The organism is Arthrobacter sp. AIWTK1 (assembly GCF_056680535.1).
Map to the genome: position 1 here is coordinate 1,766,417 of NZ_CM155287.1, position 22,515 is coordinate 1,788,931.

At 65.2% G+C, this 22,515-nt stretch carries 23 protein-coding genes and 1 pseudogene; 14 read left to right on the top strand and 10 right to left on the bottom strand.

Annotated features, from left to right (window positions below; genetic code table 11):
• The first annotated feature begins 10 nt into the window (after window positions 1–10).
• Window positions 11–1,378: a histidinol dehydrogenase gene (gene hisD / locus AC1MDG_RS08095; protein ID WP_479808485.1), complete on the top strand. Its 1,368-nt coding sequence runs from the start codon at window positions 11–13 to the stop codon at window positions 1,376–1,378.
• 135 nt (window positions 1,379–1,513) lie between these two features.
• Window positions 1,514–2,011, top strand: coding sequence for a transcriptional regulator NrdR (gene nrdR / locus AC1MDG_RS08100; RefSeq protein WP_043480499.1), 498 nt, complete (start codon window positions 1,514–1,516; stop codon window positions 2,009–2,011).
• A 69-nt stretch (window positions 2,012–2,080) separates the two neighbouring features.
• Here the strand turns inward: nrdR and AC1MDG_RS08105 are convergent, their stop codons facing one another.
• From AC1MDG_RS08105 to map, 3 genes are all read right to left on the bottom strand, one after another.
• On the bottom strand, window positions 2,081–2,839 hold the full coding sequence (locus tag AC1MDG_RS08105) for an SDR family oxidoreductase (RefSeq protein WP_479808486.1): 759 nt from the start codon (window positions 2,837–2,839) through the stop codon (window positions 2,081–2,083).
• A 16-nt stretch (window positions 2,840–2,855) separates the two neighbouring features.
• Window positions 2,856–3,659 carry a polyphosphate--glucose phosphotransferase gene (gene ppgK / locus AC1MDG_RS08110; protein WP_011691448.1) on the bottom strand — a complete coding sequence of 268 codons (804 nt, stop codon included), beginning with the start codon at window positions 3,657–3,659 and terminating at the stop codon, window positions 2,856–2,858.
• Between the two features lie 71 nt (window positions 3,660–3,730).
• Window positions 3,731–4,609, bottom strand: coding sequence for a type I methionyl aminopeptidase (gene map, locus AC1MDG_RS08115; RefSeq protein ID WP_043480504.1), 879 nt, complete (start codon window positions 4,607–4,609; stop codon window positions 3,731–3,733).
• 125 nt (window positions 4,610–4,734) lie between these two features.
• Between map and AC1MDG_RS08120 the strand changes: the two genes are divergently transcribed.
• A complete protein-coding gene (locus tag AC1MDG_RS08120; protein WP_144406352.1) occupies window positions 4,735–4,899 on the top strand; it encodes an SPOR domain-containing protein in 165 nt (54 codons plus the stop codon).
• Window positions 4,900–4,956: 57 nt separating this feature from the next.
• Here AC1MDG_RS08120 and panB read toward each other — a convergent pair whose 3' ends face one another.
• Window positions 4,957–5,862, bottom strand: a complete 906-nt coding sequence (panB, locus tag AC1MDG_RS08125) for a 3-methyl-2-oxobutanoate hydroxymethyltransferase (protein WP_043480506.1) — start codon at window positions 5,860–5,862, stop codon at window positions 4,957–4,959.
• A 268-nt stretch (window positions 5,863–6,130) separates the two neighbouring features.
• Here panB and glnA (AC1MDG_RS08130) point away from each other — a divergent pair, with 268 nt between their 5' ends.
• The 6 genes from glnA (AC1MDG_RS08130) to AC1MDG_RS08155 all read left to right on the top strand — a co-directional run bounded on the left by glnA (AC1MDG_RS08130) (window position 6,131) and on the right by AC1MDG_RS08155 (window position 13,776).
• Window positions 6,131–7,471, top strand: coding sequence for a type I glutamate--ammonia ligase (glnA, locus tag AC1MDG_RS08130; protein WP_043480507.1), 1,341 nt, complete (start codon window positions 6,131–6,133; stop codon window positions 7,469–7,471).
• Between the two features lie 9 nt (window positions 7,472–7,480).
• Window positions 7,481–10,492 (top strand): bifunctional [glutamine synthetase] adenylyltransferase/[glutamine synthetase]-adenylyl-L-tyrosine phosphorylase, encoded by a 3,012-nt coding sequence (locus AC1MDG_RS08135; protein WP_479808487.1) that lies wholly within the window; start codon window positions 7,481–7,483, stop codon window positions 10,490–10,492.
• A gap of 190 nt (window positions 10,493–10,682) precedes the next feature.
• Window positions 10,683–12,131 (top strand): amino acid ABC transporter substrate-binding protein/permease, encoded by a 1,449-nt coding sequence (locus AC1MDG_RS08140; protein WP_479809053.1) that lies wholly within the window; start codon window positions 10,683–10,685, stop codon window positions 12,129–12,131.
• Entirely contained in the window at window positions 12,128–12,877 is a 750-nt protein-coding gene (locus tag AC1MDG_RS08145; RefSeq protein ID WP_043480514.1) for an amino acid ABC transporter ATP-binding protein, read from the top strand. The genes AC1MDG_RS08140 and AC1MDG_RS08145 overlap by 4 nt, the downstream gene beginning before the upstream one ends.
• A 99-nt stretch (window positions 12,878–12,976) precedes the next feature.
• On the top strand, window positions 12,977–13,492 hold the full coding sequence (locus tag AC1MDG_RS08150; protein ID WP_479808488.1) for a GNAT family N-acetyltransferase: 516 nt from the start codon (window positions 12,977–12,979) through the stop codon (window positions 13,490–13,492).
• Window positions 13,493–13,551: 59 nt separating this feature from the next.
• Window positions 13,552–13,776 (top strand): AsnC family protein, encoded by a 225-nt coding sequence (locus AC1MDG_RS08155; protein WP_479808489.1) that lies wholly within the window; start codon window positions 13,552–13,554, stop codon window positions 13,774–13,776.
• A gap of 131 nt (window positions 13,777–13,907) precedes the next feature.
• On the opposite strand, the gene glnA (AC1MDG_RS08160) is transcribed toward AC1MDG_RS08155, so the two are convergent.
• Window positions 13,908–15,332 (bottom strand): type I glutamate--ammonia ligase, encoded by a 1,425-nt coding sequence (glnA, locus tag AC1MDG_RS08160; RefSeq protein ID WP_011691460.1) that lies wholly within the window; start codon window positions 15,330–15,332, stop codon window positions 13,908–13,910.
• Between the two features lie 303 nt (window positions 15,333–15,635).
• Between glnA (AC1MDG_RS08160) and AC1MDG_RS08165 the strand changes: the two genes are divergently transcribed.
• On the top strand, window positions 15,636–16,073 hold the full coding sequence (locus AC1MDG_RS08165; RefSeq protein ID WP_479808490.1) for an RDD family protein: 438 nt from the start codon (window positions 15,636–15,638) through the stop codon (window positions 16,071–16,073).
• 10 nt (window positions 16,074–16,083) lie between these two features.
• Here AC1MDG_RS08165 and AC1MDG_RS08170 read toward each other — a convergent pair whose 3' ends face one another.
• From AC1MDG_RS08170 to AC1MDG_RS08180, 3 genes and pseudogenes are all read right to left on the bottom strand, one after another.
• Complete coding sequence (locus AC1MDG_RS08170; protein ID WP_479808491.1) at window positions 16,084–16,716, bottom strand: NAD(P)H-binding protein; 633 nt, start codon at window positions 16,714–16,716, stop codon at window positions 16,084–16,086.
• Between the two features lie 73 nt (window positions 16,717–16,789).
• Window positions 16,790–16,873: pseudogene (locus tag AC1MDG_RS08175) on the bottom strand (hypothetical protein); the annotation flags it as partial.
• Window positions 16,870–17,751 (bottom strand): helix-turn-helix transcriptional regulator, encoded by an 882-nt coding sequence (locus AC1MDG_RS08180; RefSeq protein WP_479808492.1) that lies wholly within the window; start codon window positions 17,749–17,751, stop codon window positions 16,870–16,872. The gene AC1MDG_RS08180 and the pseudogene AC1MDG_RS08175, both read right to left, overlap by 4 nt.
• A 102-nt stretch (window positions 17,752–17,853) precedes the next feature.
• On the opposite strand from AC1MDG_RS08180, the gene AC1MDG_RS08185 reads away from it, so the two are divergent.
• From AC1MDG_RS08185 to AC1MDG_RS08200, 4 genes are read left to right on the top strand one after another with little or no spacing between them, the layout of a single operon-like run.
• Window positions 17,854–18,876 (top strand): MFS transporter, encoded by a 1,023-nt coding sequence (locus AC1MDG_RS08185; RefSeq protein ID WP_479808493.1) that lies wholly within the window; start codon window positions 17,854–17,856, stop codon window positions 18,874–18,876.
• A 20-nt stretch (window positions 18,877–18,896) separates the two neighbouring features.
• Window positions 18,897–19,778, top strand: coding sequence for an aldo/keto reductase (locus AC1MDG_RS08190; protein ID WP_479808494.1), 882 nt, complete (start codon window positions 18,897–18,899; stop codon window positions 19,776–19,778).
• A 21-nt stretch (window positions 19,779–19,799) separates the two neighbouring features.
• Entirely contained in the window at window positions 19,800–20,819 is a 1,020-nt protein-coding gene (locus AC1MDG_RS08195) for an aldo/keto reductase (RefSeq protein WP_479808495.1), read from the top strand.
• 53 nt (window positions 20,820–20,872) lie between these two features.
• Window positions 20,873–21,187, top strand: a complete 315-nt coding sequence (locus AC1MDG_RS08200; protein ID WP_479808496.1) for a nuclear transport factor 2 family protein — start codon at window positions 20,873–20,875, stop codon at window positions 21,185–21,187.
• A 70-nt stretch (window positions 21,188–21,257) separates the two neighbouring features.
• Here the strand turns inward: AC1MDG_RS08200 and AC1MDG_RS08205 are convergent, their stop codons facing one another.
• Together AC1MDG_RS08205 and AC1MDG_RS08210 are read right to left on the bottom strand one after the other, a co-directional pair.
• Window positions 21,258–21,620 (bottom strand): DUF3817 domain-containing protein, encoded by a 363-nt coding sequence (locus AC1MDG_RS08205; protein ID WP_479808497.1) that lies wholly within the window; start codon window positions 21,618–21,620, stop codon window positions 21,258–21,260.
• 120 nt (window positions 21,621–21,740) lie between these two features.
• The gene (locus tag AC1MDG_RS08210; RefSeq protein WP_043480530.1) at window positions 21,741–22,505 is read right to left on the bottom strand and encodes a DUF4191 domain-containing protein; all 765 of its coding nucleotides are present in this window, start codon (window positions 22,503–22,505) and stop codon (window positions 21,741–21,743) included.
• Window positions 22,506–22,515: the final 10 nt, after the last annotated feature.

Here is a 22,515-nt window from a genome sequence, read left to right on the forward strand (position 1 = left end):
AAATGGGCGGGTGACCATTTCTCCCGACAGCCCTGCTCAGACCACCGCCCCGGCCATCGACTACCGCACCATTGACCTGCGCGGTCAGCGCCTGTCCCTGGCCGGACTCCGATCGGCTGTTCCCCGCGCCCGGCACCAGACCATGGCCGACGCCGAACAGAAGGTCACGGACATCATCACTGCGGTCCGCTCCCGGGGCTTCGCGGCGCTGAGTGAATTCGCAAAGACGTTCGACGGCGTCGAGCAGGAGCACCCGCGCGTGTCCGGCGCAGCGCTGCGCGCAGCCCTGGAGGAGCTGGACCCGGCAGTGCGGGCCGCGCTGGAAGAGTCGATCAGCCGCGCGCGCAAGTTCGCTGACAGCCAGCGGCCGGCAAACGTCGACGTCGAACTGGGCGAGGGCGCCGTCGTAAGCCAGAACTGGGTGCCGGTGGGCCGCGTGGGGCTGTATGTTCCCGGCGGGCTGGCGGTCTACCCGTCGTCGGTCATTATGAACGTCGTGCCTGCGCTGGCTGCCGGCGTTGCCTCCATTGCCCTGGCGTCGCCTCCCCAGAAAGACTTCGGGGGACTCCCGCACCCCACCATCCTGGCCGCAGCGGCGCTGCTGGGCATTGATGAGGTGTACGCCATTGGTGGCGCCCAGGCCATCGCGGCTTTTGCCTACGGTGTTCCGGCGGATGATGCGGAGGCAGCCCTGGATCCGGTGGACGTGGTGACCGGGCCCGGGAACATCTTTGTTGCCACGGCCAAACGGCTGGTCAAGGGTGTGGTCGGCATCGATTCCGAGGCCGGCACCACGGAAATCGCCATCCTTGCGGACAGCAGCGCCCGCCCGTCACTGGTGGCCGCTGACCTCATCAGCCAGGCCGAACACGATCCCAAGGCAGCCTCGGTCCTCATCACCGACTCAGAGGACCTGGCGGAGGCCGTCCGCGCGGAACTTGCCGTGCAGGCGGGCTTGACCAAACACTCCGCGCGGGTGCGGGAAGCCTTGTCCGGCCCGCAGTCCGGCGTGGTGCTGGTGGATAACCTGGAACAGGGAATCGCAGCCTGTGACGCTTACGCTGCGGAGCACCTTGAGATCATGACGGCGGATGCCCCGGTTGTTGCTGCCCGCATCCGCAACGCGGGAGCGATCTTTGTGGGGGACTACAGCCCCGTCAGCCTGGGGGACTACTGCGCCGGGTCCAACCATGTGCTGCCGACCAGCGGCACGGCAGCTTTCTCTTCCGGCCTCAACGTCACCACGTTCCTGCGTGCCATCCAGGTGGTCAACTACAGCAAGCCTGCCCTCGAAAAGGTCAGCGGCTACATCGTCAGCCTCGCCGGAGCAGAGGACCTCCCGGCCCACGGCGAGGCCGTGACGGCGCGATTCGCCTAGGGCGACTAACCACTACATGTAGTAATTACAGGCTTGTTATTCCGCTACATGTAGTCGTAAACTAGGGTGCAAGAAGTACCAGTCCGCCGAGCTGAAGTTCGGCCGGTTCAAGCTCGGCCAGGGGAAGGAAATAACGTGTATTGCCCGTTTTGCCGTAACCCTGATTCCCGCGTGGTGGACAGCCGGATGGCAGACGACGGCTCCGCCATCCGCCGCCGCCGACAGTGTCCCGAATGCGGACGCCGCTTCACCACCGTGGAAACCACCAGCCTCACGGTGATCAAGCGCTCCGGCGTCGGCGAGCCGTTTAGCCGGAGCAAGGTGATCAACGGCGTGCGGAAAGCCTGCCAGGGCCGGCCCGTGACCGAAGATGACCTTGCGATGCTGGCGCAGGAGGTCGAGGAAACAATCCGCGCTTCCGGCGCTGCGGAAATCGACGCCCACGAGGTGGGCCTGGCCATCCTCAGCCCGCTCCAGAAACTGGACGAAGTGGCCTATCTCCGCTTCGCCAGCGTCTACCAGGCCTTTGAATCGCTGGAAGACTTTGAGACCGCCATTTCCATCCTTCGCCATGAAGCGGAAGTCGAAGCCAAGGCGGCAAAGGGCAAGAAGTCCGAGAAGAGCCCGCTCTAGACTCCGGTGGTGGCAGCGGAGGGGAAGCCGACGCCACCACCGGCACCAACCCCCGGATTCCGGTTGCGGTCAGCGGCCGCCGGCGACGGGGAGTACGGCTCCGGTAATGTAGCCGGCTTCGCCCGACAGCAGCCACACCACCGCAGCGGCAATTTCGTCCGGTTCGGCGCCCCGGCCCATGGGGATGGTCGGATTCAGGCGCTCCACCCGGTCCGGCATTCCCGCGGCTGCGTGCAGGCCCGTGTTGGTGCTTCCGGGTGCGACGCAGTTGACGCGGATTCCCTGCGCAGCGACTTCCGAGGCAAGCCCTACCGTGAGGACATCAACGGCCCCCTTTGACGCTGCGTAATGCGCCCAGGTGCCCGGTGAGCCTGCCTTCGTTGCGGTGGAGGAGATGTTCAGTATGGATCCGCCGCGTCCGCCCCTGGCCGTGCTGAGCCTCCGCACCGCTTCCTGGCAGACATAGATCAGTCCGGACACGTTGACGTCCATGACACGACGGACCGTCGCCGCAGGAACGTCCGCGAGGTTGCCGATGAGGTTTCCGGTGATCCCGGCATTATTGATGACCGCCGTGACGGCGCCCAACGTCGCCGCTTGATCGAACATGGACCCGACGGCTTCGGGATCGCTGACGTCCGCCCGATGCGCAAGCGCGTTGCCGCCGCCTGCCCGTATCTCCTGCACCACGGACTCAGCTCCGGCCGAGTCCGCGGAGTAATTAACCAGAACGGCATAACCGGCCTGTGCCGCGCGGAAGGCTATGGCGGCGCCGATTCCGCGGCTGGCTCCGGTGACGACGGCGACGTCCCCGCCTGTGGCAGTCATGGAACCGGCAGCCCGCCTACTTGGCCAGTTTGTGCGTGAGTGCGACCTCGATGGCCGCGCCCACTATGCCGGCATCGTTCTTGAGCTCGGCCGGGACGATCTTGGTGCGCAGCTTCATGTGCGGCAGGTACTCGTCGGCCCGCTTGGAGATGCCGCCGCCGACGATGAACAGTTCGGGGGAGAACAGGAATTCAACATGGGAGAAGTAGCGCTGGAGCAGCACGCTGTACTCGGTCCAGCTCAGGCCGTCGCGTTCACGGGCCACGGCAGAAGCCTTGCTCTCGGCGTCAAAGCCGTCGATCTCAAGGTGTCCGAGCTCGGCGTTCGGGACCAGCTTGCCGTTAAAGATGAAGGCCGAGCCGATGCCCGTTCCGAGGGTAATCACAAGGACAGTGCCGGAGACACCCGCACCGGCACCGTAGCGGGCTTCGGCCAGACCGGCGGCGTCGGCGTCGTTGATGACCTCCACCGGGCGGCCCAGCCGTTTGGTCAGCAGGGTGTCAATATCCGTATTGAGCCAGGACTTATCGACGTTGGCCGCGGAATGGACCACCCCGTGCTGGATGATGCCGGGGAACGTCACTCCGATCGGCGAGTCGGGGGACGGCGCGTCCGGCCGTGCGTCGAGCTCAGCGACCACTGCGGCGACCGTTTCGGCGACCGATTCAGGCGTCGCGGGCTGCGGCGTCGGAACGCGGAAGCGGTCGCCCACGAGCTTGCCCTTTTTGAGGTCGACGATGCCGCCCTTGATTCCGGTTCCGCCGATATCGATTCCGATCAGCGGGGCGTTCTTGGTTGACTTGTCGTCCTTCTTGGCCAATGTGATTCCGTTCGTGGCTGTGGGCGGGCAAAGGGTTTACAGGCAAAAATTCCGGCGGGCCGGGAGGGTGATCAGGGCAGGGTAAGGATTTCTGCGCCGGATTCGGTGACGAGGAGGGTGTGCTCGAACTGGGCGGTGCGCTTGCGGTCGCGCGTCACCACGGTCCAGTCATCGGCCCACATGTCCCACTCAACCGTACCGAGGGTCAGCATCGGTTCAATGGTGAACACCATGCCCGTTTCCATGACCGTGTTGTAGGCGGGAGCGGCGTCGTAGTGCGGAATGATCAGGCCGGTATGGAAGGCCTCGCCAACGCCGTGGCCGGTGAAATCCCGGACTACGCCGTAGCCAAAACGCTTGGCGTAGGACTGGATGGCGCGGCCGATGACGTTGATTTCACGTCCGGGTGCCACGGCCTTGATGGCACGGTTGAGGGATTCCTTGGTGCGCTCCACCAGGAGCCTGGACTCTTCATCCACATCTCCCACCAGGAACGTGAAGTTCGTATCGCCGTGGACACCCCCGATGAACGCGGTGATGTCGATGTTCAGGATGTCGCCGTCCTGGACCACCGTGCTGTCCGGTATGCCGTGGCAGATCACTTCGTTCAGCGACGAGCACAGCGACTTGGGGAAGCCCCGGTAGCCCAGCGTGGACGGATAGGCATGGTGGTCCAGCAGGAACTCGTGGCCGATCTTGTCCAGCTGGTCTGTCGTTACGCCGGGTTCGATGTGTTTGCCGACCTCGACGATGGCCTGGGCGGCGATCCGGCTGGCAACCCGGATCTTCTCGATGGTCTCCGCGGATTTCACCTCCGAGCCGGTGAATTTCTCCGGACCCGGCCTGCCCACATACTCGGGGCGGGGAATTGACGCCGGGACAGGCAGCTGCGGGCTGACGGTTCCCGGGACCAGCGTGCCGGTGGGTGCAGTCGAGGCAAGAGAAGGCATAGATTGATCATATAAGCAGGCACAGAAGCCCATGTAACGGACAGCCGGATCGGAACCCGATGACGCCCTACGTTACGTGGATCACTTTCAGCGGGCGCGGAGCCTGAACGATGCGAGGAGCAGCGATGACCGAGTACTGGTACAACGTCAAGACCCATGAGGTGGAAGAGGACGCCATGTCCGACTGGACGCAGCTGATCGGGCCGTACAAGACGCGCGCCGAAGCCGAGCATGCGCTGGAGAAGGTCAAGGCACGCAACGAGTCTTGGGAAAAGGGCGACGAAGACTAAGTCGCCAACCAGGCGGAGCGAACCACGCGGCGCGGCCGGGGCGCGGCCTGGGGCCGGCTAGAACGAGTGCTCGGGGCCGGGGAACTGGCCCGTCCGTACATCGTCTCCGTAGGCCTTGGCCGCATTGCTCAGCGACGTGCGCAGGTCAGCATATTGTTTGACGAACTTGGCCATTTTGCCGCCGCGAAGTCCCGCCATGTCCTGCCACACCAGGACCTGGCCGGTGGTGGTGTTGCCTGCGCCGATGCCCACGGTGGGAACTGCAATGGCGGCATCAACGGCTGCGGCGGTGGCGGCCGGGACCATCTCCATCAGGACGCTGAAGGCGCCGGCGTCGGCGAGTGCCACGGCATCATCGATCAGGCGCTGCGCGTCATCGCCCCGGCCCTGGACCCGGTAGCCGCCCAGTGAATGCTCGCTCTGCGGGGTGAAGCCGATGTGCGCCATCACCGGAATGCCGGCCTGGACCATGGCCCGGACGGTGTCCGCGTAGAACTTGCCGCCTTCGATCTTCACGGCATGGGCAAGTCCTTCCTTCAGGAAACGGACTCCGGTGGCCACGGCCTGCTCGGCCGAGACCTCGTAGCTTCCGAATGGAAGGTCGGCGACCACCAGTGCCCGTTTGGCTGACCTCGCCACGGCGCGGCACAGCGGAAGGAGCTCGTCCACGGTGACCGGGAGGCTGGTTTCGTTACCGAACACGTTGTTGGACGCGGAGTCCCCGACCAGGAGCACCTCGATGCCCGCTTCGTCGAAGATCTCGGCCGTGTACTGTTCGTAGGCCGTCAGCATGGCAAAGTGCTCGCCTTTGTCCTTGGCCTGCTGCAGGTGATGGGTCCGGATTCGTGCCACGGGCTTTTTGGCGGTGTCCGACGGCGTTGCGGGCGCGTCGGCGGGACCGTTGCCGTAGGGAGCAGGTACTTCAGCGGACATGCTGGAATCGGAACTGTTGCTTGTGGCCATGGCTAGAGCGTAGTGCGGTACTGCGCGTCCTAGCTACCGGACTGTCCGCCCGTTCCGGTGAATCGCGTCACAAAGCGGCGCCCCCGAAGGCCGGTAGCGTCCCCGGAGCCCGGTTCAGCGTGCCGGTCTGCGTGTTAACGCTGTGTTACGCGGAGGTCCGGCTCCAACATTCGGCGGGAATGCTTAGTAAAGTGAATCGTGAGCTGCCGCCGGCTCTATGGAATACGGACCCGGGGCATCAAAATGTTGATCCGGAGAAGAGGCCATAATGGACCGCCAGCAAGAGTTTGTCCTGCGGACGATCGAAGAGCGAGATGTACGGTTCGTGCGTCTGTGGTTCACGGATGTCGTGGGTTCACTCAAGTCTGTTGCGCTTGCCCCCGCCGAAGTTGAGGGCGCCTTCGAGGAAGGCCTGGGCTTCGACGGCTCTGCGATCGAAGGCCTGGCCCGCGTGTTCGAATCGGACATGCTGGCGCAGCCGGACCCTTCCACGTTCCAGATCCTGCCGTGGCGCGGGGAAACCGAACAGACCTCGCGCATGTACTGCGACATTCTGACGCCCGACGGCGAGCCCTCCGCGGCGGACCCCCGCAACGTCCTGAAGCGCACCCTTGCCAAGGCCGCAGACATGGGCTTCACCTGCTACACCCACCCCGAGATCGAGTTCTACCTGCTGAAGTCGCAGGAGCCGGGCCCGGACGGCTCGCCCGTCCCTGTCGACGAGGGCGGCTACTTCGACCACGTCCCCGGCGGCGTCGCACAGGATTTCCGCCGCACCGCGGTCACCATGCTCGAATCCGTGGGTATCTCCGTCGAGTTCAGCCACCACGAAGCCGGTCCCGGGCAGAACGAGATCGACCTCCGCTACGCGGACGCGCTGCAGACGGCGGACAACATCATGACCTTCCGCACCGTCATCAAGGAAGTGGCCCTGCAGCAGGGCACCTACGCCACCTTTATGCCGAAGCCGTTCACCGCCCACCCGGGGTCCGGCATGCACACGCACTTCTCGCTTTTCGAGGGCGACACGAATGCCTTCTATGAAGCCGGTGCCGAGTTCCAGCTGTCCAAGACGGCCAAACAGTTCATCGCGGGCATCCTCAAGCACGCCCCCGAGTTCACGGCCGTGACCAACCAGTTCGTGAACTCGTACAAGCGGCTGTGGGGCGGCGGCGAAGCGCCCAGCTACCTGAGCTGGGGCCACAACAACCGCTCCGCGCTGGTGCGCGTCCCGCTGTACAAGCCGGGCAAGGGCCAGTCCGCCCGGATCGAATACCGCGGCATCGATTCCGCAGCCAACCCCTACCTCGCCTATGCGGTGCTGCTGGGCGCAGGGCTCAAGGGCATCGAAGAGGGCTACGAGATTCCCGCCGCCGCCGAGGACGACATCTGGTCGCTCAGCTCGGCCGAGCGCCGCGCCATGGGCCACGATCCGCTGCCGGCGAGCCTGCACGACGCGATCAGGACCATGGAGGACTCCGAGCTCATGCCGCAGATCCTTGGCGAGCAGGTCTTCGAGTACTTCCTGCGCAACAAGCGCGCCGAATGGCAGGACTACCGTCTCCAGGTGACGCCCTACGAGCTGCAGCGTAATCTCGGCATCCTGTAGGGGGCAGAGGTGAGCCTTGCCCGTCGCCTGATCTCCGCCGGTTTCAGTGACCTGGAAAAGGGGGAGCGGTTCCTGGCTGCCCGGGAACTGGAAGGGATCGACCAGGAGGCACTGTTCGCGGGCTTCCACCTGGCTGCCAACCCGGACACCGCGCTGCAGTCGCTGGTGCGCCTGATCGAAAAGCATCCCGACCTTCGGAAACTCGCTGCCGCGGACATTGACACGAGCGAGCCGCTCTACCGGGTCCTGGGCGCCTCGGAAGCCCTGGGCGAGTTCCTGATCCGCCACCCGGAGCACCTTGACGCTTTCGATGTGGTGGCGAGCCCTGAGCCGGTCGCCGCGGATGCGGGGGAACTGAGGTCGAGGCTCCTGCGGTCCGTGCAGGCCGACCCGAAGGCGCGCAGGCCCGTGGCCGGACTTTCCGGCCCGGACGCCTACGTGGCCCTGCGGACCGCGTACCGCAGGGGCGTGGTGGACCTGGCGGTTAAGGATCTGTGTGCCGCCGATCCGCTGGACTTCATGCCCGCCGCGGGCGCCGAACTGGCGGATCTCGCGGGCGCGGCCATCGAAGCGGCCCTGGCCGTATCGCGGGCGGAAGCAGGGGAACAGTTCGACGCGGCGGAAGTAGCCGACGTCGGGCTGGCCGTTATCGGCATGGGCAAATGCGGCGCCCGCGAACTCAACTACATCTCCGACGTCGACGTCATCTATGTGATCGAAGCTGACGGACTCGACGACGCCCGTGCCAACACCATTGGCACCGCCCTTGCCACCGGGATTTCGCGGGCCATCATGTCCATTGGCCGGGAACCCGGCCTGTGGGAGGTGGATGCCAACCTGCGGCCCGAGGGCAAATCGGGACCGCTGGTGCGGACGCTGGCGTCACATCAGAGCTACTACGCCCGGTGGGCCGAAAGCTGGGAGTTCCAGGCACTCCTGAAAGCGCGGACAATTGCCGGGGACGCGGAGCTGGGCGCCCGGTACGAGGAAGCGGTCCTTCCCCTGGTCTGGGGTTCGGCGAACCGGGAAGGTTTCGTGGAGTCCGTGCAGGCCATGCGCCGGCGGGTCACGGACAACATTCCCGCGGAGGAGGAACAGCGCCAGATCAAACTGGGCCGCGGCGGCCTGCGGGACGTCGAATTCACGGTCCAGCTGCTGCAGTTGGTGCACGGCAAGGCCGATGAATCCCTCCGTCAGCGTGACACCACCTCGGCCATCGCGGCGCTCTCGGCCGGCGGCTACATCGGGCGGACCGACGCCGCCGAGTTCGACCACGCCTACCGGTACCTGCGGCTCCTGGAGCACCGGATCCAGCTCTTCCAGCTGCGCCGGACCCACCTGATGCCGGTGAGGGAAGAGGCACTGCGCGCCCTCGCGAAGGCTGTACTGGGTCCGTTCGCCCGTGAACGCCCGCATCCCGATGCCCTGCTGGCGGCCTGGCAGAAGACCAAACGCTCCGTCCGCGAACTGCACGAGCGAATCTTCTACCGCCCGTTGCTGAACACTGCCGCCAAGCTGAGCAGTGAAGAGGCGCGCCTGACCCCGGAAGCAGCACAAGGCCGGCTAGCCGCCCTTGGGTATCTGGATCCGCGCGGCGCCATGCGGCATATTGAGGCGCTCACCGCCGGCGTCAGCCGCCGTGCCGCCCTGCAGCGCCAGCTTCTGCCCATCCTGCTCGGCTGGCTCGCCGACGGTGTGGACCCCGACGCCGGTCTGCTGGGTTTCCGCCGCGTCAGCGAGGCGCTGGGAACAACGCACTGGTACTTGGGGATGCTGCGGGATTCGACGGCGGCCGCCGAGCGGCTATGCCATGTGCTCTCCAATTCCAGGCTCATCACCGACCTCCTGGAAGTTTCCCCGGAATCGGTGGCGTGGCTGGGGACTGACAAGGATCTGGCCCCGTTGGGATTCGAGGCCCAGTGGTTGGAAATCACGTCGAAAATGTCCCGGCATGAGGATCCGGAAAGCGCCATGCGGCTCATCCGGCTGATACGGCGCCGGGAGATTCTGAGGGTCGCCATTGCGGACAGCGCAGGCCTGCTGGACCAGGACCAGGTGGGCTCTGCCCTCGCGGACACGGACCGCGCAGCCGTGCTGGGAGCCCTCCGCGTTGCCGAAGGAATCGTGGCTGCGGCGGGTCCCCTGAAGACGAAGGTCCTGGTGGTGGCAATGGGCCGCCAGGGCGGCCGGGAAATCGGTTATGGCTCGGATGCGGACGTTATGTACGTGCACCGCGGGCTGCCGGGGGCCTCCGACGAGGAGGCGCAGAACCAGGCCGCGCAGATCGTGGGACACATTTCGAACCTGCTGACGCAGCCGCTCAAGCCCGCCATCCTGGCCGAACGGGTGCTGATGGTGGACGCCGACCTGCGGCCTGAAGGCAAGAGCGGCGCCATGGTCCGTTCCCTGGATTCCTATGCCGAGTACTACCGCCGGTGGTCGCTGGTCTGGGAAGCCCAGGCACTGCTGAGGGCCCTGCCCATCGCGGGGGATGACGATCTTGCCGCCGGCTTCGTGGAGCTGATCGACCCCATCCGCTATCCGGCCGAACTTTCGGAGAAGGACGTGCGGGAAATCCGCCGGGTCAAAGCCAGGGTGGAAGCAGAGCGGCTGCCCCGGGGCGCGGATCCCGCACGGCACCTGAAGCTGGGCCGGGGCGGCCTGAGCGACGTCGAGTGGCTCGTCCAGCTGCTGCAGCTGCAGCATGCGGGCAAACACCCCGAACTGCGGACCACGTCCACCGTGCCGGCCCTGGAAGCCGCTGCCTCACTCGGATTCCTGGAGCGGGGCGAGGCCGAACTCCTGCTGCAGGCATGGCGCCTTGCGAGCCGCATCAGGTCGGCCAACGTGATTTGGACCGGCCGCGCGTCCGACCTCCTGCCCTCCTCCCGCAGGGACCTGGAGGCCGTGGCCCGCTGGTGCGGTTACCAGCCCGGCAACGCGGCAGCGCTCGAAGAGGACTATTTGAGGCTCAGCCGGCGCGCCCGCGCGGTGTTCGAGCGGGTCTTTTACGGGCAGTAGCCGGAGACGGGGCACAGGCTCTCCGGTGCAACGGGCCAAATGCGAGTAGCCTCGAGGTGTACTTTTCCGGTCTTCGGACCGGTTGCCGCATTTACCAAGGGGTTGTATCAACTTGCCCAGACTCCAAAAGACCGTCGCCGCCCGGCCGCGGACGGCCACGGTCATCGGAGCATTCCTGGCCTTGGCCGCAATGCTCTTCAGCGCCGCAGGTGCCGCCGCGGCACCGGCGGACACACCTGCCGCCACAGCGGCTGCGGCCGCCTCAGCGCAGCCGGCCGCAGCGCCGTCGAGCCTTTCCGGGAAGACCTTCGTGATCGGCACGGATACCACGTTCGCGCCGTTTGAGTTCCGTGACGCCGGCGGAGAGCTGACCGGCATCGACATGGAGATCATCCGTGAGATCGCCACGAACCAGGGATTCGCTGTCGAGATCAAGTCGCTCGGCTTCAACGCCGCCCTGCAGGCGCTCTCCTCCAACCAGGTGGACGGCGTCATCGCCGGCATGTCCATCACCGAGCCCCGCAAGCAGATCTACGACTTCTCCGACCCCTACTTCGAGTCGGGCGTTCAGATGGCCGTTGCCAAGTCCAACACGGACATCAAGGGCTACGAAGACCTCAAGGGGAAAACCGTCACCGCCAAGACCGGCAGTGAGGGCGAAACGTTCGCCAAGTCGATCGCCGACAAGTACGGCTTCACGGTCAAGTCCCTGGACCAGTCCGCCACCATGTACGAACTGGTGAAGTCAGGGAACGCTGTTGCCGTTTTCGACGACTACCCGGTCCTGGCCTACGGCATCAGCCAGAACAACGGCCTCAAGGCTGTGTCCGAAAAGGAAAAGGGCGGCTCCTACGGCTTCGCCGTCAACAAGGGCCAGAATCCGGAACTGCTGAAGGCATTCAACACCGGGTTGGCGGAGCTGAAGTCCAGCGGCAAGTACCAGGAAATCCTGGACAAGTATCTCAAGGACCCCACCCAGGCTGCAGAATCCAGCTTCTGGGACCTGCTGGCCAACAGCTTCCCGGCACTGATGAAAGGCCTTGGCAACACTGTCCTGGTCACCGCTATTTCCTTCGCCCTGGCCATGCTGATCGGCCTCTTCATGGGATTCCTGAAGATCTCCACCAGCGTGGTGCTCCGCGGGATCGCCACCACCTTCGTCAGCATCTTCCGGGGAACCCCGCTGCTGGTCTGGGCCTTCTTCTTCTATTTCGGCATTCCCCAGCTGACCGGCCAGCCGATCGACATCTGGGTGGCGGGCGTGCTGACGCTCAGCCTCAACGCCGGCGCCTACATCACCGAAATCGTCCGCGGCTCCATCCAGTCCGTGGACCCGGGCCAGCTCGAAGCCAGCCGCAGCCTGGGGCTCGGGTATGCCAAGTCCATGCAAAAGGTGGTGGTGCCGCAGGCCTTCAAGATCATGACGCCCTCCCTGATCAATCAGCTGATCATCATGCTCAAGGACAGCTCGCTGCTGCTTGCCATCGGTTTCGCCGAACTGTTGTACCAGGGCCAGCAGATTTACGCCGGAAACTTCCGGATCACCGAGACCCTGCTGATAGTGGCGGTCATGTACTTCGTGGTCATCATGCTGCTGACCAAACTGGCCAACGTTGCGGATAAGAGGTTCAACAAATGAGCACGGCAGTCACTGCACCCAGCAAGATCTCCGTCAAGGAGCTGACCAAGTCCTTCGGTTCCAACCAGGTCCTCAAAGGCATCAACGCCCAGGTCGCCGAAGGCGAGGTGGTCTGCGTGATCGGGCCATCCGGGTCGGGCAAGTCCACCTTCCTGCGGTGCCTGAACAAGCTGGAGGACATCACCGGCGGCCACGTCACGGTGGACGGCTTCGACGTCACCGACCCCAAAGTGGACATCAACGAGGTCCGGCGGCACATCGGCATGGTCTTCCAGCACTTCAACCTGTTCCCGCACATGTCCGTGATCGAGAACATCATGCTGGCTCCCGTGGAGTCCAAGAAGCAGGGCAGGGACGAAGCGCGGGCCAGTGCCCTGAAGCTGCTGGAACGCGTCGGACTCGCCGAGAAGGCGGATGCCCGCCCGGCCTCCCTCTCCGGCGGCCAGAAGCAGCGCGTGGCGATCGCCCGGGCGCTGGCCATGAATCCGGACATCATGCTCTTTGACGAGGCAACGTCCGCACTGGACCCCGAAATGGTGGGCGAGGTGCTGCAGGTGATCAAGGACCTTGCCCGCGACGGGATGACCATGGTGCTGGTCACCCACGAGATGGGCTTCGCACGCGAAGTGGCAGACCGCGTGCTGTTCATGGCCGACGGCGTCATCTGCGAGCAGGGACGCCCGGAGGATCTGTTCGGCAACCCCCAGCAGCAGCGCACCCGGGATTTCCTCTCCAAGGTGCTGTAACGGCGGGGAGCGTCCCGGGGCAGACAGTCCGTTACCGGCCCGGAGGCCATCATGTCCGGGGGTGGCGGGGCACCCGCAGGTGTTGGGTACGCTTCTTTTATGCCTGACGACGTGTGGCTCATCGCCCTGAAGAACCTCGACGACGACGCGCGGGCAATCAAGCTCGGCGAAATCGCGGAACTGGAGCTCGCCGCCGGACAGCAGGACTTCGCCGGCGATCCGCTGCGCATGATGCTTGTGGCGCTGGAAGAGGATTCACGCGTCCCCTACGTGGTGGACTCCGGCGGTGCAGCAGTTGGGGTGCTGACGCTCCAACGCGGCGCGGCATCGCTCGCCGGCTGGGCCGATGACGGGTCAGTGTGGCTGCTGCGCGGATTCCTCATCGACCGCCGCCGCCAAGGCCAGGGCCTGGGCACCCTCGCGGCCTCTGCAGCGGTGCGGGAAGCCGCGAAACTGACGGCCAGGCTTCGCGGGGGAGAGGCCGGCGTCGTCCTTTCCGTGAACGAACGCAACCCCGCCGGTCAGTCAGCATACCGCAAAGCGGGATTCGAGGACCGGGGGCTGTACCTCGGCGGAAACGCCGGGCCGCAGCGGACCATGTACCGGGCCTTCTGAGCCGCCGCGGCGGTCGCCAGGGCGTCAACTTGGGTTGACGCTGGCTCCTGCCGTCAACTATGGTTGACGGCAGGAGGCGGGCCGTGAAGACACTCATCGGTTCAATGGACGGCAAGGGTCCGGCGGAGGCGCTGTACGCCGTCGCGGAGCTCCACAAGGAACTCGCGCGCACTGAAACGGAGGCTGTGCTCCGCGCGCGTCAGGCGGGACTTTCCTGGGAGGCCATTGCCGTGTGCCTCGGCGTGAGCAAGCAGGCTGTCCATAAGAAGTACGGCAAGCGGTGAGATAGTTCGCCCGTGCAGCCGGGACGGTATTTAAATGTTGGGCCTGCGACACAAAAAAGTCCGCATGTACTGCCGTGGCAGCACATGCGGACTTTTCAGTGGACTAAACGGGGTTCAGGTCCGGGATCTGACTAGACGCCGTAGTACAGCTCGAACTCGTACGGGTTCGGGCGCAGGGAGAGCGGACGGATCTCGTTCTCGTACTTGTACTCGATCCAGGTGTCGATCAGGTCCTGGGTGAACACGCCGCCGGCCTGCAGGAACTCGTTGTCCTCGGCCAGTGCATCCAGGGCTTCCTCGAGGGTGCCCGGAGCCTTGGGGATGTCCTTGGCTTCCTCGGCGGGGAGCTCGTAGAGGTCCTTGTCGATGGGAGCCGGCGGTTCGATGCGGTTGCGGATGCCGTCAATGCCGGCCATCAGCTGGGCAGCGAACGCCAGGTACGGGTTGGACGAGGGGTCCGGAGCGCGGAATTCGATGCGCTTGGCCTTCGGGTTGGAGCCCGTGATGGGGATGCGGATACCGGCGGAGCGGTTGCCCTGCGAGTAAACCATGTTTACGGGAGCTTCGAAGCCCTTGACCAGGCGGCGGTACGAGTTGACCGTCGGGTTGGTGAAGGCGAGGACGGCGGAGGAGTGCTTCAGCAGGCCGCCGATGTACCAGCGTGCCATGTCGGAGAGACCGGCGTAGCCCTTTTCGTCGTAGAACAGCGGCTCGCCACCGTTCCACAGCGACTGGTGGCAGTGCATGCCGGAGCCGTTGTCACCGAAGACGGGCTTCGGCATGAAGGTGACTGACTTGCCCCAGGCATCGGCGGTGTTCTTGATGACGTACTTGAACTTCTGCAGGTCATCCGCCGCGTGGGTCAGCGTGGTGAACTTGTAGTTGATCTCAGCCTGGCCGGCGGAGCCGACTTCGTGGTGGCTGCGCTCGACCTCAAGGCCGGCTTCGTCCAGGGCAACACACATGGCGTCGCGCAGGTCGGCCTGCTTGTCAGTGGGGGAGACCGGGAAGTACCCGCCCTTGACGGGGGTCTTGTAGCCCAGGTTTCCGCCTTCTTCTTCGCGGCCGGTGTTCCAGTGGGCTTCTTCGGAGTCGATCTTGTAGAAGCTGCCCTGCGGGGAGGACTGGTACTGGACGTTGTCGAACACGAAGAATTCGGCCTCGGGAGCGAAGAACGCGGTGTCTGCGATGCCGGTGGATGCGAGGTAGGCCTCAGCCTTCTCCGCCACACCGCGCGGGTCGCGGTGGTAAGGGTCACCGGTGCGGGGGTTCACGATGGAGAAGTTCAGTGCGAGGGTCTTTTCCATGCGGAACGTGTCCAGGAACGCCGTGGTCACATCCGGGATGAGCTGCATGTCCGACTCGGCGATGCCCTGGAAACCGCGGATGGACGAACCGTCGAAGAGCTGGCCGTTGATGAAGAAGTCTGCATCAACGCTCTTGGCCGGCACGTTGAAGTGCTGCTGCACGCCAGGAAGGTCGGTGAAGCGGATATCGACGAACTTAATATCTTCGTCCTTGATGAACTTGAGGACCTCGTCCGCAGTCTTAAACATCTATGCTCCTTACGCATAAGTAATAACTGGCTGGAAAGCCATATGGTCCAGCGCAATCCGACGGCGCGAAAACACAAAAGTGTCCCCGCTCCTAGCTCGCTAGCAACTGTTACCACCCTAGGGACACGGGATTTCCCGTCCGTGTCCGCTATGTTTCCGGCAGGTTACATAACCGCCTGATATGTAAACGCTATACGGTGTCCACACTGTGGTCCATCCGCATCCGTAGAGTGAACTTCTCCGCAACGTTCACCGGCGGAATTCGATGACCCGCGGCCGCCTTCCAACGGATAGGCTTGATCCGTGGTAGATCGCAGAGACATAGGTTCCTGGCTGAGCGGGCCGGACACCTCCGGCATTTCAAAATATCCGGGGGAGCGCCTCGGCCTGCCCGAGGCGGGCCGAGGCTCGATCGCACGGGCGGGCCGCCGGATCCTGGCCATCTCCATTGACTGGGGGCTGGCACTTTTGATCAGCAATTACGCGTTCGGCGGCGACCCGTGGGCAACGCTGGCCATTTTTGCGGCGGAACAGATCCTGCTGATCGGCACGCTTGGCTACAGCATCGGCCACCGGCTTCTGGGCATCCATGTGGTGCGCCTGGGTGGCGCTCCGGCAGGCCCGTTGGCCGCGCTGGTCCGCACCGTGCTGCTGTGCCTGGTGATCCCGGCGGTCATTTTTGATCCGGATCACCGCGGCCTGCACGATAAGGCAATGAATACCGTCCTCGTGCGTATGTAACAGCCCCGACTTAGTCCCCGGCTTTGAGGGTTCCCGCAGTGATTGTGGCGAGGTCGTCACGGAACATTTCGGGCTCACTCTCCAAGGGGAGGTCCACAATATCCTCGGCTCCATCGAGGGATTCCACCGAGTCTTTAGTCAGCAAAGTGAAGACGGTGGTGAGGTCGTCCTGGTCGGGTCCGTGGTCGGAGACGAGTTCGAGAGTTCTGTGGTCGGCGGCATCAAGGTGAAGACTGTCGATGAGGACGCGCGCGATCTGGTCCCTGGCGATGACGCCGTCGGCGGGTGAGCCGGACTGCCGCCTGTCGCCCTGCAACATGACGATCTTCCGCTGGTCGGGCTGGTTGTAGTCAAACCAGCCGGGGCGCACGATCGTGTACGGGTTACCGCTGGCGCGGATGAGCCGCTCACTGCGCAGCTTCCACTGGGCGTAGGCCACGCCTGGTCGTGTGGTGCCGATTGCAGTCATGAGCGCGATGCGGACGCGACGGCCGCCCAGGGCTTTGAGGATGTTGGCGACTCCGGTGTAGTCGTTGTCCCGCACGTCCCGTTCGCTGGTGGTGGTTCCGTGGGTGAACACGATCGCGTCCACTCCGGCGAGGGCCGGGCCGAGGGTTTCGGGACGGGTCAGGTCCCCAATCACCCGGTCTACACTTTCGGGAAGAAGGGGGGGCAGCGCGGGTCTGGTCGCGCACGAGCGCCCGGACCGCGTAACCCTTTTGCAGCGCCTCGGTCACGGTGTGGCGGCCGACGCTGCCGGTGGCGCCGACGATCAAAACGGTGGAGGGACGTTTGCTCATTTCTTCTCCTTGACCGCGGCCGTTTCCGGTTCACGCTGGGTGGCGGCCCAACTGGCGAGGACCTTCAGTGCGTCCTCGGAGGGTGTCCCTGGATCTGCTGTGTACACGTTGATGCGCAGTCCCGGGTCTGCGGGGAGCTCCAGCGCTTCAAAGCTCAAGTCCAAATCGCCCACGACCGGGTGATGGAGCCGCTTCCGGCCGGCGCGGTGGTACTTCACATCGTGCCTGGCCCACCGGGTGCGGAACTCCTCGCTTCGGGTTGAGAGTTCCCCGATCAGGTCCGTGAGGTCCTTGTCGTACGGGTTTTTTCCGGCCGTGGACCGCAGGACAGCGACGATGTCGTCCGCCGCGCGTTCCCAATCGGCGAAGAACTCCCGCGCCTTCGGGTTCAGGAAGGTGAACCGTGCGCTGTTCGGCGGGGTGGTCTGTTCGGCCATCAAGTCCAGATAAAGCGCACGGCCCAGCTCGTTGGCTGCGAGGACATCCCCGCGGTCGTTGCGGACCCAGGCCGGTGCGGCCGTGATGGCATCAATGACGCGTTGCACGCTCGGCCGCACTGTCTGCGGGCTGCGCTTGCGCCGTACACGGGGAGCGGCGGTGGCGGCGCGGGCCAGGTCAAAAAGGTGGGCCGTTTCGGCCTCGTCGAGCTTCAGGGCACGCCCGAGGGCTTCAAGGACGCTGTCCGAGGCACCGGTGAGGTTTCCCCGCTCAAGGCGTATGTAGTAGTCGATACTCATCCCGGCGAGCATGGCGACTTCTTCGCGGCGCAGCCCGGTAACGCGCCGGTTTCCGCCATAGACGGGCAGCCCGGCCTCCTCAGGCGTGATCCTTGCGCGCCGGGAGGTCAGGAACTTCCGCACGTCATCGCTGTGTGTCATGGCTTCCACGCTACGCCGCCGCCCCGGAACGAGGGAGGCACGGGCGTTACCCGGAACGGCCGTGACTCCCGGCCCGCAAGGAACCGAGGTTGCATTGAAAGCATGGAACCTGAACCCGCAACCGCTCCCCGCGCGGCCGTGATCCTGGCGATCATCCTCGTCAGCTACTTCATGATCCTGCTGGACAACTCGGTCATCTTCACTGCCCTGCCGAGCCTGCAGGAGGACCTGCAGCTGAGCACCGGTCAGCTGTCCTGGGTTCAGGATGCCTACACGCTGGTCTTCGGCGGACTGCTGCTCCTCGGCGCCCGGGCTGGGGACTTGCTCGGACGCCGGCGCGTTTTCGTGTTCGGGCGGGTGATGTTCTCGATCGCGTCGCTCCTGATCGGACTGGCGCCGGCGGGCTGGTGGGCCATCGCCGGCCGCGCCGTGCAGGGCATCGGGGCTGCGATCGTCGCGCCCGCCTCGCTGTCCCTGCTCACGGCGAGCTTCCCGGAGGGCCGGGAGCGCACCCGGGCCGTCGCTTTGTACGGTGCCACCGCAGGGATTGGTGCCAGCGTGGGGCTGGTCATTGGCGGGGCGCTGGTAGGGCGGATGCCGGGTTCCATTCCGCTCGTGGCAGGCGTCCTGGTCACTCTTGCCGGGATGTTCTGGCTCAGCCGGGTCGGCGTCGACTCCGCATACCTGACCGGAGTGGCTCTTGCCATGATCCTCATCGGCGCCGGTCCGGGTCTCGCTTTTGCGCCCCTGACCTCGTTCGGCATCATCGGCGCGCCCGCGCGCAGGTGCGGCATCGGGCCTGGTGAACACCTTCCACCGGGTGGGCACCTGCCTCGGGCTTGGTATCGCGGTCGCTGCCGCAGCGACCGTCCCGGCCACGGGTTCTGCCGTGGTGCACCTGGCCGGGCAGGTCAGCGTCGCCCTCGGGACGGGCAGTGTCCTCCTGGTCCTTGCCCTGGCCGTCACCGTGGCCCTCATCCTGCCCGCAGACGTGGCTGGGCGCCGCGCCAGGACAGCGCAGTCGGAGTCGGCCACTGCGCCGCAGCTCCAACAGGTCCGTTGACCATTAAAGCCAGCTGCATCAAGGGGGTAATGACGTGCCCTCCCACAACTGCGCACCTCTGAATACCGTGAAAGACATGGACATGAAACTTACTCTCAACAACGGCATCCCGATGCCGGCTCTTGGCCTGGGCGTCTTCCAAAGCGCCCCCGAGCAGACCACGGCCGCGGTCGAGGCCGCGCTTGCTGCCGGCTACCGGCATATCGACACGGCCGCCGCGTACGGCAACGAGCGGGAGGTCGGTGAGGGCATCCGCCGCTCGGGCATGGATCGTTCGGAAGTATTCATCGAGACCAAGGTCTGGGTCAGTGACTACGGCTACGACCAGGTCCTGCATGCCTGGGACAAAGCGACGGGAAAGCTTGGCGTGGACTACCTGGACCTGTTCATCCTGCACCAGCCGGCCCCCGACCGGTTCGAAAGAACCATCGCCGCGTACAGGGCGCTGGAGACCCTGCTTGCTGAGGGCCGCGTGCGGGCGATCGGCGTCAGCAACTTCATGCCGCACCACCTGAAGCAACTGCTTGACTCGACCGACGTCGTCCCGGCCGTGAACCAGATCGAGCTGCATCCCTACTTCGCCCAGCGGGACGTCCAGGCGATGGACGCCGAACACGGCATCCTGACCCAGGCTTGGTCGCCCATCGGCGGCATCACGTTCTACCCCGGCTGGGGCGAGAACCGCCGGAACGTCATGCGCGACCCGGCGATTGCCGCCGTCGCCCGGGCCCACGGCAAGACACCTGCCCAGGTGATGCTCCGCTGGCACCTGCAGCAGGGCCGCTCTGCCATCCCCAAGTCCACCAACCCGGCACGGATCGCTGAAAATTTCGACGTGTTCGACTTCGAGCTCACTGCCGATGAGCTCGCGGCGATCGACGGGCTGGACACCGGCGTGCGCAGCGGGCCGGACCCGGACGAAGCCCGGACTGAGCGGTTTGCCATGCCGATCCCCGAAGCCTAAGACGAAAGAAAAGGAACCACTATGGAATACCGTCCGCTTGGCCGCACCGGGGTGCAGGTCAGTCCCCTATGCCTCGGCTCGATGATGTTCGGCCCCTGGGGCAACAACGATCACGCCGACGCAACCCGCATCATCCGCCGCGCCCTCGATGCCGGCATCAACTTCGTCGACACGGCGGACGTCTACTCGGGCGGCGTGTCCGAGGAGATCGTGGGGAAGGCCCTGGCCGGACGGCGCGACGACGTCTTCCTGGCCACGAAGTTCTTCATGCCCATGAACGAGGACGACCCCAACCAGCGCGGCGGGTCCCGCCGCTGGATCATGCGCGCGGTGGAGGATTCCCTCCGCCGGCTGGACACCGACTACATCGACCTCTACCAGGTGCACCGGCCCAGCCCCGATACCGACGTCGAGGAGACCCTCGGCGCCCTCACCGACCTCGTCCGCCAGGGAAAGGTCCGTTACATCGGCTCCTCGTCGTACTCAGGATCGCAGATCGTCGAAGCCCAGTGGGCCGCCCGGGAACGCAACCTGGAGCGGTTCGTCACCGAACAGCCGCCCTACTCGATCCTGGTCCGCGGCATCGAGGAAGACATCCTCCCGACGGTGCAACGCCACGGCATGGGCACCCTCACGTACAGCCCGCTCAGCGGCGGGTGGCTCTCCGGCCGCTGGCGCAAAGATTCGGCGTCCGCACCCACCTCATCCGCGCGCCCGAACGCCCGGTTCGATATGACCAGCCCGGCCAACCAACGAAAACTCGACATCGTTGAGGGACTGGCCGGGCTCGCCGAACAAACCGGGCTGACGCTCATCGAGCTGGCCATCGCGTTCGCGATCAACCACCCGGGCGTCACTGCGGCCATCGTCGGACCGCGCACCATGGATCAGCTCGAGTCCTACCTGCCCGCCGGCGACATCAAACTAAGCACCGACGTGCTGGACCGCATCGACCAGCTCGTCGCGCCCGGAGTGACCGTCAACCCCGACGACAACAGCTACGGTACCCACGAACTGACGCCAGCGGCGCGACGCCGGTGACAGACGTGACCGCAGCAGCATTAAGAGCGCTCCATGATGCCCTCTGCAGGGCGATGGTCGACGGGGACGTGGCAGAGCTGGCCAGCATCCTGGCCGACGAATTCTCCCTTACGCACATGACCGGATACGTTCACTCAAAGTCTGAATGGCTTGATGCCATCGAAACCGGCCAGATGCAGTACCACCGGATGGAAACAGCCGAGGCCACCATCAGCGCGGAAGGAACTACGCCCGGGCTGACCGCCCGCACACTCACCGACGCCACGATCTGGGGATCCAGGGCCACCTGGCGACTGGTGTTGCAATCCTGGTTCGAACCCTGTGGAGACGGTTGGGTCGTAGCACGCACCGTCGCATCCACATGGTAAGTGCCGCGGACCCCGTCCCCGCGGACCCCGTCCAACCCGGCCGCTGCCATGTGCGCCCGCCGCGCGTGGCTCAGACGCCGGCGGTCTGGTGCTCCTTGGCTGCGTGCCGTTCGGCGCCGGCCGCCGTCAGGTGGCCGCGCCTGACCGCCCAGCGCTCGAACAGGACCGTGGCGAAGGGGAACACGGCGGAAACCCCGGCGAAGAAGGCTACGGGAAAGGGCCACCGCTGCAGCCGCCACAAGGCCAGGGCCGCTACGCCGTAGGCAATGAATAAGGCACCGTGAACTGGTCCGGCAATCACCACGCCAAGCTCCGAAGTCCGGGCAACCCATTTGAAGTACATGCCGGTCAGAAGAGCTGCCCAGCTGAAGGCTTCGGCGACGGCGAGGATCCGGAAGGCCCGGATGACGGTTGATTTTGAGGGAAGTTTCACGGTACTCCGGTTTCTTCTGAGGCTTCTTCTGACGACGGTCCGGCGGACCTGGCGGCAGGCCCAAAGCAAACGCCCCGGTTGCCGGCAAGATGGCCGGTTTCCGGGGCGTTGCTTGTGCTGTTAGCGGCCGCGGGCTGCTTTGCGGTCCGGCCGGGCTTTGTAGGGATCGATACCCTTGGGGATGGGGAGGCGGCTTCCCAGCGAGGAAATGCGCTTCGATACCGCATTTACCTCAAGCTTGGTGAGTTCCTTGTCCAGCTTGTTCATCTTCTTGGCAACCTGGCTGATGGGCACCTGTCCCTCACCGCGGCCGCTCTCGATCACGTGGACCGTAACGTTGGGCAGGATACGTGCCAGTCGCTTGCGTTCGGCGTCGACCAGGGGCCGGACCCGGTGGGTGGGGCCTTCACTGACCAGCACGACACCCGGGCGGCCGATGGCGCGGAAGACGGCGTCCTGGGTGCGGGGGTTGACCGCAACCGGCTGGTCCTCGGTGATCCAGCCGCGCTTTAGCGTGCCCAGGGCGGCGCCGGAAGCGCCGGGCTGGTTTTCGATCTGGGCGAAGGCGGCGCGCTCAGCACGGCGCGACAGAATGAGGGTGGCGGCAAGCAGCCCAAGGGGGATGCCGATGATCAGGCCCGTGATCCAGTTTTCGAGGAGGAACCCCACCAGGAAGCTGACTGCTACCACGCCCAGGAAGGCAAGCAGCATCATCCAGACCACCATGGGGTCGTGGCGGCGCGTCATCTGGAAGACTTCGTTGATCTGCTTCAGCCTGCTGGGCTTCTTGACCTTGGCTTCCTTCGGCTTGCGAGAGAAGAGGCCACGCTTCGGAGCGTCGGAGGCTGCCGGAGTCGGTTTGCTGGAATCAGGGGAATTCGCCATAGTGCCTTAA